The organism is Psychrobacillus sp. FSL K6-2836 (genome assembly GCF_038003085.1).
In the GTDB taxonomy this organism is placed as follows: Bacteria; Bacillota; Bacilli; order Bacillales_A; family Planococcaceae; genus Psychrobacillus.
In genome coordinates, this window is record NZ_JBBOOM010000001.1 from 490,848 (window position 1) to 508,467 (window position 17,620).

The window sequence follows — 17,620 nt, forward strand, 5'->3', positions numbered from 1 at the left end:
GAAATCCATTAATTTTGCGAACAATAATTTTACAGAATTGGTAGAATATTAGATTAATAGTATATGATTAAATAAAAACAGACAACGTCTTTAAACAGTCTTAAAAGGCAATTAAATAAACAAAAAAATTAATAATACAAAGTGACGCCTCAGACTATAGGCAAACTCACTACCCGTCACGAGTCTTTGATAAAAATTTGTTTATCTTTAAAGAATTAAAAAGGACAAATAGTTTTGAATAACATCTTCTATACTGAGCACATTAAATTCTAGGAGGTGACGATATCATGACAAAGAAAAACAAACCAAACTTTAAGAAGAAGGAACCTAATTCAAGAAATGACAATCGGGAAGAATTTGCTGAAGATTTAGATTTAAATCAAGCTAAACGTAAAAATGCACAACAAAATAACCAGAAGAATCGATAATAAATCATCCATTCACTCATTTATAAAGGGAAACAAGAATTATTAAACAACTACTACCAAAAACGTATCGAACCAAAAGATGACGCATCCCTCAAGGACAGTGTCAACTATTAATGTTTAGGGTAATCCTTAATTTTTGAAATGCACAAAAAGAATGGTTTTCAATAATTTGAAAACCATTCTTTTTTATTTATCAGATTTCAGTAGTTCCTGATACAATTTGAGATATTGCTGCGAGGATGATGACCAGCTAAAATCAATGTCCATTGCGTTTCCTACTAGGTTATTCCATTTGTTAGGCTGGAAGCGAAAAAGTGCAACCGCTCGCTCAATTGTATACAGTAATTCATGGGCATTATAATTAGCAAAGCTGAATCCATTTCCTTCTTCGGTTAATTCATTATAAGGTATAACCGTATCCTTCAGTCCACCTGTTTCACGAACGAGCGGCAAAGTTCCATAGCGAAGTGCTAGCAATTGTCCAATACCACACGGTTCAAATTGGGATGGCATTAGAAAAAGATCAGAACCGGCATAAATTTTTCGTGCTAATGCTTCGTCAAAATATAGATTGGCTGACACTTTATCGGGATAAACTTCTCCAAAATATTTGAATGCCTCTTCATATCGCTGATCGCCTGTACCTAATAGCACAAACTGCACATTTAAACCGATGATTTCATGGAATACATGTAAAATCAAATCTATACCTTTTTGATCAACTAGTCTTGTTACCATGGAGATTATTGGAATATCAGCGTTTAAAGGAAGCCTGAGAGTTTCCTGTAGATGCTTTTTATTTACCGACTTCCCCTTATAATCGTCGTATGGAAGCAATAAATTTTCATCTCGTTTTGGATCATAGGTGCCATTGTCAATTCCGTTTACTATACCTTGAAGATCAGCGCCTATTTTTCTTAAAAACCCATCAAGTCTTTCCCCATAATAGGGAGACTGTATTTCTGATGCATAGGTTGAACTTACAGTCGTCACGCGATCAGCAAACGCCAGTCCTCCTTTGAGATAGCTGACATCCCCATAAAACTCTAAAGCGTCCATGTGAAAATAATTCTCGCTTATATCCAGTAAATCAGAAAGCACTGATTTAGGGTATATCCCTTGGTAGCGTAAATTGTGAATGGTAAACACAGTTTTGATGCCCTGATAATATGGATTATTTTCATAATTGGTCTTCAAATGCACTGGTATCAACCCTGTTTGCCAATCGTGGCAGTGGAGAATATCGGGCCGTTCTTCTAAATATGGTAATGCCTCCAGTATGGCTCGGGAAAAGAATGCGAAACGTTCACCATCATCCCCAAAGCCATAACTGCCATGCCTTTTAAAATAATATTCGTTATCGAGAAAGTATACAGTTATCCCTTGATAATGAATTTTTTCTATACCACAAAATTGACGTCTCCAGCCTACAGGTACTTCAATGCTTTTGATCCATTGCATTTGTTCTTTAAAATGTAGTGGAAGATCCGCATATTTCGGTAATATCACGCTGACATTTGTACCATTTTCTTGTAGAGATTGAGGCAAGGCACCAATAACATCACCTAGTCCACCAGTTTTTATAAATGGGGCGCACTCTGATGCTGCAAATAAAACATTCATGCTGTCGTACCTCCAGTTTAAACTACCTCTTCTTTTTTGATAACCATCGGCTTATTTCTCGCTGCAATGATTTGATCCCTCGTAATGATTACTTGTTTATCAGTGATCACATTTTCGATATGTGCTCCCTCTTCAATATCGCCCTTTTGCATGATGATACTGTTTTTAACTACTGCTCCTTTTTTAACTTTTACTCCTCGGAAAATAATACTATTTTCGACGGTGCCTTCAATAATACATCCATTGGCAATTAATGAATTAGACACCTTGGAGGAATTTGTGAATTCAGCAGGGGCTTCATGTTTAATCTTCGTGAAAACTTCCCATGAATCATAAAAAAAGTTACGAAGAATTTCTGGGTTAAGAAACTCCATATTACTAGCATGGTATGTTTCTAGAGAATGAATAAATGGCATATATCCAGTAAAATGATATCCTTGCACTTTTAGATTTATCAAATTTGCTTTAACGATATCTTTCAAAAAATCGTATTCATCATACTCTATACAATTCTTTATTAAATCTATTAATAATTGTTTTTTAATCACATATGTTTCCAAACAAATATGATCACCTTTCTTAGGTGATGTATAAAGGTTTATATCACGGACTTCACCGTTTGTATCAAGTGAACATTGGTGATAAATTGGTCTTTTCACTGGTACCCCATCATAATCCTTATACAGAACTGTAATATCGGCTTCACTATTTTCATGTTCTTTGATCACATCATTAAAGTCAATTTTACAAATATGATGACCAGGAGCAATAATTACTGTATCTGCTGTTGCCCGTTGGAAAAATTCTAAATGATCATAGAACTGCTGTAAATCCCCTTTAATTTTTTCATCAGGATGAATCGAAGGAAGAATGAATAGACCTTGCGAACGGTGATCGAGATCCCATTCCTTTCCAGAACCTAGATGATCCATCAATGATCTATATTTGTCTTTTGTGAAAATGGCAACTTTACTTATGGAGACGTTCATAAAGTTTGACATGGTGAAATCAATCATCCGGTAACGTCCGCCAAATGGTATGGAGGCTAGACAACGATGACGGGTCAATTCTTTTAATATGGGTCTTTCATTTACAAGATTAATAACACCTAGTACATTCCTCATTTAAGCTACCCCCTATTATAAAGCTTGCAGCAAAGGATTTTCCGAAGAAACCAGCTGATTTTCACCAATTAATGTAAGTCCATGCTTAACGTCAGAGATTACAGCGCCATCTTCGATAATTGTACCGCTACCGATTATTGCCTTTTCGATTATTACATTATTTCCGATTTTCACATTTGGCATGATTACGGAATTCTTTACGATAGTGCCACTTCCAACTTGAACATTATAGGAAAGAACAGAATGTTCTACCTTTCCAAATACTAAACACCCTTCATTGATTAAAGATTGGGTCACATCAGCATCTTCGGATATATATTGTGGGGGGTGGTTGGCATTTCCTGCATATATTTGCCAGTTTGGGTCTCCGAGCTTGAAATCAGTTGATTCATCCAATAAATCCATATGAGCTTCCCATAGGCTTTCAATCGTCCCAACGTCTTTCCAGTAGCCTTTAAATCGATACGCTTGTAATTTTGCTTCATCTTTCAGCATCTTTGGAATAATGTCTTTTCCAAAGTCATTAGTGGAACTATTATCCTGTTCGTCTTCTGTTAAATATTTTTTTAAATATTTCCAATTAAAAATATATACACCCATCGAAGCCAAATTACTTTTTGGATGTCTTGGTTTTTCATCGAATTCAATAATTTGATCTGTTTCGTTTGTATTCATAATACCAAAGCGATTTGCTTCCTCCCAAGGTACTTCTATGACAGCAATGGTCGCATGGGCAGCTTTATCAATATGATCTTCGAGCATTTTATTATAATCCATCTTGTAAATATGGTCTCCTGAGATTACCAATACATATTCTGGGTCATTATGATCGATAAAATGGAAATTTTGGTACACGGCATTTGCTGTACCTTTATACCATTCCCCACCATCTTTCCCCTGGTAAGGCGGAAGTATAGAAACTCCACCGTTATTGCGGTCAAGATCCCATGGGCGCCCATTACCAATATACGAATTTAAAATATGCGGACGATATTGAGTAAGTATACCGACTGTATCTATACCTGAATGTGTACAGTTGCTTAAGGTAAAATCGATAATCCGATATTTACCTCCAAATGGTACTGCGGGTTTAGCCAAGTCACTAGTCAACTTCCCGAGTCTTGAGCCTTGACCCCCTGCTAAAAGCATTGCAACCCATTTTTTAGATGCCATTTGTACTGACTCCCCTTTTCCTTGTTTTTGTTTCTTTCATGAAAACAGCAATACCCAGCGGTGGTACGGTTATTTCTAGACTGAAAGGTTGGTTATTGTGCGGAATTTTACTGGCATGAATTGGGGCAGAATTCAGCTGTCCTGATCCACCGAATGATGTAGTATCACTATTAAATGCTTCGAAATAGTTCCCATTGGACGGAACTCCTATTTGATAATTATGGTAAACATCGGAAGAAAAATTACAAACTACAATGCAATAATCTCCCTTCCTTTTTCCTTTTCTCATAAAAGTAATTACGCTTTGTCCTGCATTGTCCGCATCGATCCATTGAAAGCCTGCCTGCTCATGATCCAGGCGCCATAAAGCATTGGTTTCCAGATAAAATTTATTTAGCTCTTTATAGTATCGATAGAAATTGGAGTGAGCTTCAAAATCTAACAGCATCCAATCCATTTCTTGCTGGTATTTCCATTCGTCAAATTGCCCAAATTCGCTGCCCATAAATAAAAGTTTTTTTCCTGGATGCGTAAATAAATAGCCAAATAAGAGACGTAAATTTGCGAATTTTTGCCAGTAATCGCCAGGCATTTTATTTACTAAAGATCTTTTTCCATGGACCATTTCATCATGTGAAAATGGAAGGACAAAGTTTTCCGAAAATGCATAAAAAAATGAAAACGTCAGTAGGTGATGATGCTTTGATCGTTCATTAATATCAAGTTTCATATATTTAAGAACATCATTTGACCAGCCCATATTCCACTTATAATTGAATCCTAGTCCACCTGAACTAGTGGGACTTGTAACTAGTGGCCATTCGGTTGCTTCCTCAGCCATCATAAGGGCACCTGGATACTTTTGAAAAATGGTTTCATTTAACTTTTTTAGAAAATCGATTGCTTCAAGATTTTCTCCACCACCATACTGATTTTTCAATTTTACTGGAAGCGGATTATCATGATTAAGATAAATCATCGATGATACTGCATCAACCCGAATTCCATCAACATGATAAAAATCCATCCAAAACATTACATTTGAAATCAGAAAGCTGACGACTTCCGGCTTGCTATAGTCAAAGCTATATGTTCCCCAGATAGGTCTCTCAGCTCGCATGGGATCCGCCGATTCGAATAGAGGTGTTCCATCGAACCGTCCAAGGCCATGCACATCCTTACAAAAATGCGCAGGTACCCAATCCAGAATCACACCAAGGCCATTTTGATGACATTGATCAATAAAATACATTAATTGCTCAGGCGTACCGTATCTGCTTGTCGCTGAATAATATCCAGTTATTTGGTAACCCCATGAACCATCGTAAGGATGCTCCATAACAGGCATTAACTCAATATGTGTAAATCCATTATCAATTGCATAATCGACTAATTCGTCAGCAATTTCTTGATAACTATAAAACTCACCATCTTCTTTTTGTTTCCAGGATGCCAAGTGAACTTCGTAAATCATCATCGGTTTGTGGTAAATGTCTTTCTTTATTCGCTGTGCCATCCATTTTTGATCTTGCCACTCAAATGTATTTAAATTGTAGATAATAGAAGCTGTTGCCGGTCGTACCTCCGAATAAAAGGCATACGGATCTGCTTTTAGTTCCTTCTGTCCATCTGGTCCTGTAATCTCATACTTATAAATGTCTCCATGTACAAGCTCGGGAACAAATAATACCCAGATTCCAGAATGAGCCAAACGTTCCATTGGATGCTGTGTACCATTCCAATTATTAAAGTTACCCACAACGGATACTTGTCTTGCATTCGGCGCCCAAACTGCAAAACGCACACCTTGAATATCGTTCTCATACAGTATATGAGCTCCGAGCATCTTATAACTTTCAAACAGTGTTCCTTCATGAAAAAGATATACATCAAAATCACTTGGGTATTGCAGGTTATTCAACTTCATAGTTCCTACCATTTCAACACCACTTTCACTCTATGATTATTTCATCTTATATATCAGTTCTTATCCTAAATTATTCGCCATCTTTCTAAAAACACCTTTAAAATATTTGACTCTTTACAATAATTAATAATTTCAGACAAAACAAAAAATCCTCCAAGGAATGAAGGACTTTTATAACTTTCATTTAGATCGTGAAATGTTGAAAATAATAAAATTCTAAAATGCGATACCCGTAGACTATTTATCAGCTGTCCTCCCACATACCATACTTCTATACTTTAAATATGATCCATATGAATACATCTATATTTGAAGCTTCAGTCATTTCCAGTCAATTGCGCAGAAGACAGATTTATCATACGATTTAAAAATAAATAAGAAAGCGAGACGGACCAAGCTAGTGGAGTGTTACCATTTGGCTCATTTTTACCGCCAATATATAATTCAGGCACTTCCCAATTATTTGGTACGATTCTTTCAGTTTTATTTACATATTCATGCGCCTTCTCATGCATACCCAGTTCAAAATAGCACATTCCGAGCCAAGGTAATCCGAAGCACCATTCTGCTTCGCTGCCTTCGTTGTAATACTGATCGTTCTGATAACGAATTACGCCATTTGTCCGTTCAAGACGCTCAGAAACCATCTCGACAATCTTAAGTGCTGTTTTCCTTTCAACTATACGATACGGATAAATAAGTGAAAGCAGGGATAAGTCTGTTTCTTTCGTTTCACTTTCCCTAGGTAAAAGAAAACGCAGGGTCTCTTCACCTTTTTGTATCAGTTCATCCTTAACATTTACGAGCATTTTCACCGCACGCAAGCCTGCCACGCATGCACCTACGCTTGAAGCATGCAGTTCCATATTCTCTTCCCACATTCCATTATCCTTTGCCTGCCAGTACCCTAGACACTCTAAATAATCTACTAGCTTTTGAACAATAGCGAGATCTTTCTCATCACGGATAACCTTATGTCCGTGGCTAACACCAACCCCTACTCCCCATAAAAATGCTCCAATTGCATCATTTTGAGCATGCCCCCATTCTTGATTCATTTCTTTTAGATCTGTGGAATATCGTGAGTGAATATATTCAAAAAGATAAACCGGTTTTTGTTCTCGATGAATGTCGATTTTCCATTCATAAGTTGTAAATAGTTCAAATAAGGCATGATATGCTTTTTCGTACCGATCAGATTGGCTTTGCAAAAAAGGCAAAACTGTGTATACGACATCACGTATCCAAACAAAATGGTAATCCTTTGAAACACTTGCAGTGTAAGCGCCGTTCGGTAGGCGCATCCGATCTAATACTTCAATTGCATTATTGATGTTCATATATGAGACCTCCCTGAAATAATACCTTTACAGTGATTGTTAACCATTTGCATTTATTCTAGACAAACTATTTTGCGAAAGCGCTTCCTTTTTAAATTGAAGAAAGTTAAGTATATATATATTATGTAGGAAATTGTTATTTGGAAAAGCAATCAGACCCAATTCCCCAAAATGTTCATTGGCCAACATTTTATATTCAATATGGGAAATGATCACGATTTTTGTTTTAGTAACTAATGTTACTAATACCCGAAAGATAAAACTTCAAATCAACTTTTGACATTTGTAATGAGTTTACCTTTTCTTTAGTATTTTTTTAGAAAAAACATAAAGTTACTCTCCACTTACAAACAAATAAAAAACACCTCACGTTGAAAGGGACAGAACCCATTTTTACGTAAAGGTGTTTATATAATATCTAATTCTAGTTAAGCAGTAGCTTACTAAATACAGAATAGTAGAAGTGCTAACACAAAACCTTACAATTCTTCTGCTATTATTTTAACAATTTCATCAATCGTAGTGGAAGCCCCAGATTTATCTTGTACTAACACGCTAAAGATGTACGATCGGCCACTACCAGCTTCTAGATAACCACTCAAAGTACTAACACCGGTTAATGACCCGGTTTTTGCATAGACTTTTCCGGCTGTTAATGGATCTTTCAATCGATTTCTTAAAGTACCTCCTACCATTCGATCTGTATTTGCAGCTACTGGTAAACTAGTAAAATAGGTAGTAAACCAATCTTCTCCTTGCACTTGATATAACAACTCACTTACCAATAAACTCGAAACCCTATTTTCGTGAGACATTCCTGAACCATCTTCAAATTGCCAATCTTTCATATTTAAGTCTTTTGAGTTGCCATATTCTCTAATAGCTTGTAGACCAGCCTTTGTACTACCGTGATTATTTTTCACTTTACCCATCGTTTTCACTAAAATATCCGCAATACCATTATTACTTAGTTTCATATAGGGGATAAGCAGTTGCTCCAGTGTCATCGATTGCTTCATTGCAACGAGTTTTGCACTATTTGGTGTTGCAGCTTGAAATACTTTTTCTTTTGAATACTCAATTCCTGCTTCTGCTAAAACTGTCTGGAACATCGTCAATGTATGTGTCGTTGGATGTTTGACTGTCACCCATTCTCTCTTAGTTTTATCGACAGGAAGGTTACCACTAATGACAATCTTGTTTGTTTGATGTAATCTTTCGATCGTTATTGTATTGGCTTTTCCCTCTTCCACTGTCTGTGCTTCATTTACTATTTGTAAATCACCAATGTGAGGAGTTACTTTAATGGATGGTAAGTCTCCAACTATAGTCCCGACTGTTTCTACAATAATCGTACCAGAATCGTAGTCTGTATTTGGAGAAGTGGTTAAAGCTGAAATAGGTGCAGCGTAATAATAAGACTCGTCCCCAACCCAAATTCCCGGTGTTAATAAATCATCATCAAACCATTTGTCATCACCAACAATCCGACCATCGATTTCATGGATACCCTGTGCTTTTAATTCTTCTGCGAACTGTTGCAAGTCTTCTATGGATAAAGTTGGATCACCTTGCCCTTTTATAAATACATCCCCTTTTAAAATCCCGTTTGAAATTTTCCCAGAGGTATAAAGGCTTGTATTAAAGCGGTAATCCTTTCCCAATATGTCTAAAGCCGCTGCAGTAGTCAATAGTTTCATATTAGACGCTGGTTTTACAGGTGCAAGACCATTGTAGTCATAAATCGCTTCTCCGGAGAATCGGTCTCTTACAGTAATACTTACATTTGCTCCTGCTAATTTTTCTTCTACAACCCTAGTAATAGAATCATTTAACGTTTCCTTAACTAATCCTTCTGCTTGAGCAGCATTTTGAAAACTAAACATACCCATAACCAACACCCAAGTCATCACAATGGTAATCCATTTTTTCTTCATGTTTTTCCCCCTTGTTTGAATTTTACAATTATTACTTAAGTGTATATTCATCAAAAAGAAAATTTATCCTCTAAGACAATAAGAAACAGGCTTTTAGATTGAGCTTAAAGAACTTACTCTAAATATAAAAACCTATACTTTTTTCGAAAATTATATCTATTGCCCTGGAATATTCGGACAATAAATTATAATTATTAGATTCATTAAATTATGACTGTTAAGTCGTTTTAATTTATTCCGCTTCTGAACAACTAAAAAATAGATACTAAGTCGATAGAAAAGAATATTATAGAGTATAGTATAGTTAGTACTAACTTCTAAAAGAGAACTTTTAGCGAGCAATCTAGCAAAGATTTTCTACTATAAATAGAATCTGTTCAATTTATTTTGCATTGCTATTCTTATAAGGGTCATTCCCTAATTAGTGGATTTTTCTATAAGAAAAACCGGATATAGACGCCCGGTCCTTTAAAGTCTAAACCTGTTCACACTGCGGAGGCCAACAGGAAGTTGATCACTAAGCGTTGCCACACGACGTGGCGCACTTAGCCTTTGTACTCCACCTGAAACGGAAATCAGCTTATTATTCATTATTCCAAGTCCGATGAACCCAGTATTCACGGGACATTTTTATATACTTTCTTATCTTTCAAAAAAGACATTCCAAAAGGAATGTCTTTTTTATTAAACTATCCGTCCAACGCCATCTATTGGAAACACAAATCCTGAATTCTTTAATTGAACAGTAAAAATTCAATTTGGCAGAAAATGTTTTCCTTAAAGTTGATCAACGGCTTCCTTAAATATTTCATATGAACGTCTTCTCGCTTCCTGATCATAAATATAGGAAACAGCCATCAATTCATCAATATGTAATGTTCCCGAGAATGATTTTAATTGGTCAGAGATTACATTTGGGTCACCTTTAAAAGTATAAGATGACATCCTACGTACCGCATTTTCTTCTAAATGGTTCCATAGACCTTCCATTGTATCAACTGGAGGTTGCAACAAGTCCTTTTTACCAGTTACTACATTTAAATAAAATCGATCACTAGATGTAGCAAGCTTTTTAGCTTCCTCATTTGAATCTGCTGCTATTACATTTACACAAACTATCACATACGGTTCAGATAAATATTCAGAAGGTACAAACTTATTTCGGTAAATTTGAATCGCTAGTTCTAACTGCTGTGGGGCAAAATGTGCAGCGAATGCATAAGGTAGTCCTAAACGAGCAGCTAATTCCGCACTTGAAGTACTTGAGCCAAGAATGTAAATTGGTACATTAACACCTACACCTGGAAAGGCACGAACTCCACCTTGGGAATCTAGTGATTTAAAGTAATTTTGCAATTCCACCACATCCTGTGGAAAAGAAAAAGAAGTTTCCTGTGTCGTTCTGCGTAGAGCATGAGCAGTTTGCATGTCTGTTCCTGGAGCGCGGCCAAGTCCTAAATCTAATCTATCCGGATAGATGGTTTCAAGTGTCCCAAACTGCTCTGCAACGACAAGCGGAGCATGATTTGGCAACATAATCCCACCTGAACCTACTTTAATAGTTTCTGTTTTTTCCAACACTTGGCCGATTAAAATGGAAGTAGCAGAGCTAATAACGGTCGGTGAATTGTGATGTTCCGTTAGCCAAAATCGTTTGTAGCCGAGCTTTTCCGCATGTTGTGCAAGTTTAACCATATCCTTAAAAGCTTCTTTATTTGTCTGACCTTCTTTAACGGCTACTAAATCTAAGACCGATACATGGACGGACTGAGGTTTTTTATTCATATATTTACTTCCTTTCGTTATTCAAACATCTCCATATGATAATAGAACCAAGTAAAGGTTTCTTCAAGGTATCTGCTTTATAAATGAATCACCGAGTAAATTTTTACATTTCGAAAGGCCCATCCTCAAAGGATGAGCCTCCAAAACTTCCTATTTTTTAAGGTTTACTTATTCCCTGCATTGTCTTATTTCTTTTGCTTTCCGCTTTTAATAGGAAAGACCAAAACTATACTTATATGCATCTTTCCATAATGGATCATCTGATTTAACATACTTTCCATTTGTTGGATTCACAATTGGAGTTTGTGTGTCAATCAACATTAATCCTGCTTTTTCAGCAAGTGTCATCTTAGATACTAAATCATCTACCCGTTGTTTATCAGGTTTTCTCCAACCCTCGTATGAGTCTTGAATTTATTGATGCAACTGCGATATCCTCTACTTCTATTCTTTCATGAGTTCGAGTTGCACAATACGCAGGAACAACCTCTTGTTTTTTTTAAAGAAAGTCAGCATCCATCTCTCGGACACTGACTTTTTACTTTGCACTCCTACAGAAGATAAAAACCGATTCCCATGATTAAGTATGCGGCAAAAAGGGTCAATCCTTCAAACCAATTCGATTCCCCGTCATTTGAAAGGTTAATCACTAGAAGTGCGGCAGTAACCATTGCCACCAGTTCTGGCCATGTGAACACGAGCGACATTGGTTCTGGCATAAACAAAGAAACAATAACTAATATTGGTGCTACGAACATGGCAACTTGCAATGTTGAACCGACTGCAATTTCCACTGATACATCCATTTTGTTTTTTACGGCCATAGTAATGGCAGAAACATGTTCAGCTGCATTACCAACAATCGCTACGATAATAACCCCGATAAATAATTCTGTCCAACCAAACTTCTCGCCAAGCATTTCAAATGTATGGACTAATTGTTCCGACACAAAAGCGACCACTACAGTTGCTAATAGAAGTATTAAAATAGATTTACCTTTTGTCCATTCCGGCACTTCTTTCTCCTTTTCTGGTTGGTCCGAAGATGCGAAAACCCCTCGATGTGTTACCAGTTTGAAAAATAAGCCCGCAAGATATAGTGCTATTAAAATAACGGCAATTCCAATGCTCAAGTTCAACGTTTTTTGCGAATCCATCCCCATTGAAAATACTTCAGGAATTACAAACGCAATAATAACAGCAAAAATAAGCAACCCTGCATTATATCTGGAATCATGAACACTGAATTTTTGACGTTTAAACTTGATACCACCAGCAAAAAATGAAAGCCCAAGTACAAGTAGTAAGTTTCCAAGAACGGATCCCGTCAGAGAAGCTAAAACGATTCCAACCATACCTGCCTTTAACGTAAAAATAGAAATAATAAGTTCAACTGCGTTTCCAAAGGTAGCGTTTAACAATCCCCCAATTCTTGGTCCACTCACAATTGCAAGACTTTCTGTAGCACGCCCTATGTATCCTGAAAGACCAATAATGCTTGCACAACAAAGAATGAACATAACCATATCCGACCAATTGAGAAATGCACCTGCCAGAACTAATGGCACTCCCGCAAAAACAAGAATAGCAAAAAATTTATCCATAAAAAACACCTCTTCATTAAACGAGTTCCTACACTATCTTTCCCTTTTTTTATAAATAGAAACCTATTATAATCTGTAACTTATGAAGCAAATTATCTGAGGATCATCAAAGTCACAAATGGAAAAGGAGCACCTTTAAAAATGACATGAGCATAGTGAAGAGCTAGCTTTTTCGGCTAGCTTTTTCTGTGTATTAAATTTTTATAGAATCACTCCCCTCCCTTTATGGTTGACTCCTTTCATAAGTAAGAGTAAATTAAAGTAACCATTTAAGAACTGTTCATAAGCGAACTATTCTAATGAGAACGGAGTGATAAATAATGGATTTTAACAGTGTATCTGATAACAAATCATCGGAGTTTTTACATTCATTTTGGCGTGTGAACAGAAACCTAATGCGTTTTGTACATAATACTGCTCAAGAAAATGATCTATCGATTCCACAATATTCGGTATTAATGATTATTGCACCACGCAAAGAAATGACTCAAAAACAATTAGGGGAAATATTACAAATTCCGAAAAGTACTTTAAGTCAAGCCGTTGATGGCCTTGTTCAAACGGCATGGATCAATAGGCAGCCGGTTCAGGATAATCGAAGGGAGATGCATTTAATACTTAGCGAAAAAGGAAACGCATTGTTTGAAAAAATAAGTCTTCAAAAAGGAAGCATTCATCATACAATTGAAACCATTATAAACACCATTGACGACAAGAAATTTGAAGAGCTACAAAATACGCTCCTTCATATCGCTGATTTATTAGAAAATGAAATCATCACAAAGGAGAACATCCACAATGATTAAACTTTTAAAAAACTTATCAGTGTATAAGTGGATTGTTCTTTCCGTGCTAGGATTCGTTTTTATACAATCTATGGCTGACCTTTATTTACCAACGCTAATGGCAGATATTATTGATAAAGGCGTTGTGATTGGTGATACATCTTATATTTGGAAAATTGGTGGTCTAATGCTCTTGGTGGCTGCATTTGGTGCCATTGCATCAATCGCTGCAAGTTACTACTCCTCCAAAGCAGCAATAGGACTAGGAAGGGATATCCGCCGCAAGGTTTTTAAACATGTAGAGCAATTTTCACTACAAGAATTTGACGAGTTTGGTACTGCTTCACTTATTACTAGAACGACAAATGATATTACCCAAGTTCAGCAAGTGGTAATTATGATGCTTCGTATGGTTGTCAGCGCTCCAATTATGTTTGTTGGAGGAATAATTATGGCTGTATCTAAAGATGCTAAATTATCCCTTGTGATTGTTCTTACGATGCCTATGTTAGTAGCTTCCGTATTACTAATTTTGTATAAAGGTGTACCGCTTTTCAAAACTGTTCAGAAGCGGTTAGATCGCTTAAATCTAGTATTACGTGAAAATTTGACTGGAATTCGTGTTATCCGTGCGTTTAACCATGAAAAGCAGGAAAAGGTGCGCCTTCAAAAAGCAAATAAAGATTTGACGGATGTATCCATTAAAGTGAACAAAGTTATGGCATTCTTAATGCCAGTCATGATGCTCGTAATGAATATAACTGTAGTTTTAATCATTTGGTTCGGTGGAATTCGTATTGACGGGGGCTCCATGTTAATTGGTGATTTAATGGCGTTCATACAATATGTAATGCAAATTATGTTCGCGCTTGTTATGGCATCCATGATGTTCATCATGGTCCCCCGGGCTGCAGTTTCAGCAAATCGGATTAACGAAGTACTTAGTAAAAAACCGATCTACTTGACTGAGGGAACAAAATCGGCGGATAAAGAACGGGGAACACTTGAATTTGATCATGTATCTTTTAGTTATCCAGGAGCCGAAGAGTCAGCTTTATCGAATATTACCTTTCAAGCAAGGTCAGGAGAAATAACTGCAATTATCGGAGGTACAGGTGCTGGTAAGTCGACGCTTGTAAACTTGATACCTCGTTTTTATGATGTGACAAGTGGGACCATTCGTGTAAACGGTGTCGATATTCGCGAAGCTTCCCAAGATGAGGTACGTTCGAAAATTGGGTTTGTACCTCAAAAAGCACTTCTCTTTTCCGGTACCATTAAGGAAAATATACGGTACGGAAAACAAGATGCAACACAAGAGGAGATTGAGCATGCTGCTCGTATTGCACAAGCTGAAGATTTTATAAGCAAAATGGACGACGAATACGATGCAGTTATTACACAAGGTGGTTCGAATGTATCTGGAGGGCAAAAACAACGTCTATCGATTGCAAGGGCGCTCGTTCGTAAACCTGACATTTACGTTTTCGATGATAGTTTTTCGGCGCTCGATTTCAAAACAGATGCAAAACTTCGAGAAGCACTCAATGACGAAACTACCAATTCCACTGTGGTGATTGTTGCACAAAGAGTTAGCACTGTAGCCGATGCTGATCAAATTATCGTATTAGATAAAGGCGAAATTGTAGGAATTGGCACTCATCAAGATCTTCTTGAAAAGAATAATGTATATCGTGAAATAGTCGAATCACAGCTCTCAGAGGAGGAAATCGCATGAGCAAGCAAAAAAAATCGCAGTCTCAAGGCGGACATCCCACGGGAACTGGCGGAGGAAACATGATGATGATGGGCGGGCAGAAGGCGAAGAATTTTAAAGGTACATTACGTCGCCTTCTGTCTTACTTAAAACCTCGTCGCAATCAACTAATTGCAGTGTTTATCGCTGCTATTTTAAGTACTGTATTTGCGATTGTCGGTCCTAAAATTATGGGGAACGCAATTACAATATTATTTGAAGGCGCATATGGAAAACTTTCAGGAGTGCCAGGTGCAGGAATCGATTTTGATGCAATTGGTAAACTTCTTTTGCTACTAGCGGGTCTGTATGTCATAAGCAGTCTGTTTACCTATATTCAGCAATACATCATGTCAAGTGTTGCACAAAAAACGGTTTATGATTTACGCGAAGATGTAAATAACAAACTTGAAAAACTTCCACTTAAATATTATGACGGAAGGCCAAATGGAGAGACACTAAGTCGTGTGACGAATGATATCGATACAATTGGAAGTACACTTCAACAAAGTTTAACACAGTTTATTACCTCCATTGTTACAATAGTCGGTATAATTGTAATGATGCTTACAATAAGTCCAATACTAACTTTAATCACTATTATCAGCTTACCGTTATCGATGTTTGTGATTCAACCGATTTTGAAAAGATCGCAAAAGCATTTTGCCGACCAACAACGGACATTGGGGCAGTTGAATGGTCATATTGAAGAAATGTATACAGGACACCAAGTCGTTAAAGTATTTGGTCATGAGAAGGAAGCACTAGCCGAGTTCGACGAAGTGAATGAGCAATTGTATGACGCCGGTCGTAAAGCTCAATTTATCTCTGGGATTATCATGCCGATGATGTCTTTAATCGGAAATTTAAGCTATGTCGTGATAAGTGTTGTCGGTGGAATATTAGTTATACAACGTGCCATTTCAATTGGTGATATACAAGCTTTTATCACTTATTCTAAGCAATTTACACAACCGGTAATGCAAACAGCCAATATTGCTAACATCGTTCAGTCGACCGTAGCAGCTGCCGAACGTGTATTTGAATTACTGGATGAAGAAGAGGAAGAAAAAGAAATAACTACCGAAACGCTATTTAGAGCGGAAGGTGCCGTAACGTTTGAACAAGTAGACTTTGGTTATGGAGAAGAGCTATTAATAGAAAATATGAATATTAATGTGCTTCCAGGTCAAACGGTTGCGATAGTAGGTCCAACTGGCGCTGGGAAAACAACATTGATCAATTTATTAATGAGATTTTATGAGTTAAATAACGGAAAAATAACAATAGATGGCCATGATACTCGAATGATGTCACGTTCAGATTTGCGCACAACATTTGGAATGGTTCTTCAAGATACTTGGCTCTTTAATGGCACGATTAAAGACAATATTGCTTTCGGCAAAGACGGAGCGACAGACGAAGAAATATTTGCAGCTGCTAAAACAGCCCGTGCCGACCATTTCATACGCACTTTACCGGATGGCTACGATACAGTTTTGAACGAAGAAGCATCCAATATTTCGCAAGGTCAAAAACAACTATTAACAATCGCTCGCGCCGTTCTTGCAAATCCACCAATCATGATTTTAGATGAAGCCACTTCTAGTGTGGATACTCGTACAGAATTGCTAATTCAACAAGCGATGAATCGTTTAATGAAAGAACGAACTAGCTTCGTTATAGCCCATCGACTTTCTACTATTAGAGATGCAGACTTAATATTAGTAATGAATCAAGGGAAAGTAATTGAACAAGGAAGCCACGTAGAACTCATCGAAAAAAATGGCTTCTATGCGGATCTATATAACAGTCAATTTTCAACTAAAAAAGCGATTTAAACATATGAGAGAGAGTCATTCGCCTGACTCTCTTTTTTCTTACATACATTTATTCATCTTTTCTATCTATATGCTTATTACATAGGTTTGGTTTGCAGGTTAAAACGTATGTATTAATAGCTCTTTGAGGATCAATAGAATAAGTACATTAAGTAGAACAAGACTGAATTGTTCCAGTCTAAATCTACTTTTTGGTCTCCCAAGTTTCACTAATCTGCTCTTTTGTTAAGCAATTTATTAGACTCTGAGCTTTTTTAAATTTTCATGGGAGTTAAAAAAGTTTACCAAAAAGGTCTC

General features: G+C 36.8%; 13 protein-coding genes. 4 read left to right on the forward strand and 9 right to left on the reverse strand.

What is annotated here, in order from left to right; translation table 11 throughout:
* The first annotated feature begins 287 nt into the window (after positions 1 to 287).
* Complete coding sequence (locus MKY37_RS02505) at positions 288 to 428, forward strand: hypothetical protein (protein ID WP_340773422.1); 141 nt, start codon at positions 288 to 290, stop codon at positions 426 to 428.
* A 186-nt stretch (positions 429 to 614) separates the two neighbouring features.
* Here the strand turns inward: MKY37_RS02505 and glgA are convergent, their stop codons facing one another.
* From glgA to cax, 9 genes are all read right to left on the reverse strand, one after another.
* Positions 615 to 2,051 (reverse strand): glycogen synthase GlgA, encoded by a 1,437-nt coding sequence (glgA, locus tag MKY37_RS02510; protein ID WP_340773423.1) that lies wholly within the window; start codon positions 2,049 to 2,051, stop codon positions 615 to 617.
* A gap of 17 nt (positions 2,052 to 2,068) precedes the next feature.
* Positions 2,069 to 3,175 (reverse strand): glucose-1-phosphate adenylyltransferase subunit GlgD, encoded by a 1,107-nt coding sequence (gene glgD / locus MKY37_RS02515; protein ID WP_340773425.1) that lies wholly within the window; start codon positions 3,173 to 3,175, stop codon positions 2,069 to 2,071.
* Positions 3,176 to 3,190: 15 nt separating this feature from the next.
* Positions 3,191 to 4,348 (reverse strand): glucose-1-phosphate adenylyltransferase, encoded by a 1,158-nt coding sequence (locus MKY37_RS02520; RefSeq protein WP_340773427.1) that lies wholly within the window; start codon positions 4,346 to 4,348, stop codon positions 3,191 to 3,193.
* The gene (glgB, locus tag MKY37_RS02525) at positions 4,338 to 6,287 is read right to left on the reverse strand and encodes a 1,4-alpha-glucan branching protein GlgB (RefSeq protein WP_340773429.1); all 1,950 of its coding nucleotides are present in this window, start codon (positions 6,285 to 6,287) and stop codon (positions 4,338 to 4,340) included. The genes MKY37_RS02520 and glgB overlap by 11 nt, the downstream gene beginning before the upstream one ends.
* A 305-nt stretch (positions 6,288 to 6,592) precedes the next feature.
* Positions 6,593 to 7,615 carry a glycoside hydrolase family 15 protein gene (locus tag MKY37_RS02530; protein WP_340773431.1) on the reverse strand — a complete coding sequence of 341 codons (1,023 nt, stop codon included), beginning with the start codon at positions 7,613 to 7,615 and terminating at the stop codon, positions 6,593 to 6,595.
* Positions 7,616 to 8,094: 479 nt separating this feature from the next.
* Complete coding sequence (gene dacB, locus MKY37_RS02535; RefSeq protein ID WP_340773434.1) at positions 8,095 to 9,552, reverse strand: D-alanyl-D-alanine carboxypeptidase/D-alanyl-D-alanine endopeptidase; 1,458 nt, start codon at positions 9,550 to 9,552, stop codon at positions 8,095 to 8,097.
* A gap of 777 nt (positions 9,553 to 10,329) precedes the next feature.
* Entirely contained in the window at positions 10,330 to 11,337 is a 1,008-nt protein-coding gene (locus MKY37_RS02540) for an LLM class flavin-dependent oxidoreductase (protein WP_340773436.1), read from the reverse strand.
* A gap of 207 nt (positions 11,338 to 11,544) precedes the next feature.
* Positions 11,545 to 11,685, reverse strand: a complete 141-nt coding sequence (locus MKY37_RS02545; RefSeq protein ID WP_340773438.1) for a hypothetical protein — start codon at positions 11,683 to 11,685, stop codon at positions 11,545 to 11,547.
* A gap of 203 nt (positions 11,686 to 11,888) precedes the next feature.
* A complete protein-coding gene (gene cax / locus MKY37_RS02550) occupies positions 11,889 to 12,941 on the reverse strand; it encodes a calcium/proton exchanger (protein ID WP_340773440.1) in 1,053 nt (350 codons plus the stop codon).
* 320 nt (positions 12,942 to 13,261) lie between these two features.
* On the opposite strand from cax, the gene MKY37_RS02555 reads away from it, so the two are divergent.
* The 3 genes from MKY37_RS02555 to MKY37_RS02565 are packed head-to-tail and all read left to right on the forward strand — an operon-like array spanning position 13,262 to position 17,323.
* A complete protein-coding gene (locus MKY37_RS02555) occupies positions 13,262 to 13,747 on the forward strand; it encodes a MarR family winged helix-turn-helix transcriptional regulator (protein ID WP_340773442.1) in 486 nt (161 codons plus the stop codon).
* A complete protein-coding gene (locus MKY37_RS02560; protein WP_340773444.1) occupies positions 13,740 to 15,464 on the forward strand; it encodes an ABC transporter ATP-binding protein in 1,725 nt (574 codons plus the stop codon). The genes MKY37_RS02555 and MKY37_RS02560 overlap by 8 nt, the downstream gene beginning before the upstream one ends.
* Positions 15,461 to 17,323, forward strand: a complete 1,863-nt coding sequence (locus MKY37_RS02565) for an ABC transporter ATP-binding protein (protein ID WP_340773447.1) — start codon at positions 15,461 to 15,463, stop codon at positions 17,321 to 17,323. The genes MKY37_RS02560 and MKY37_RS02565 overlap by 4 nt, the downstream gene beginning before the upstream one ends.
* The last annotated feature ends 297 nt before the right edge of the window (positions 17,324 to 17,620 follow it).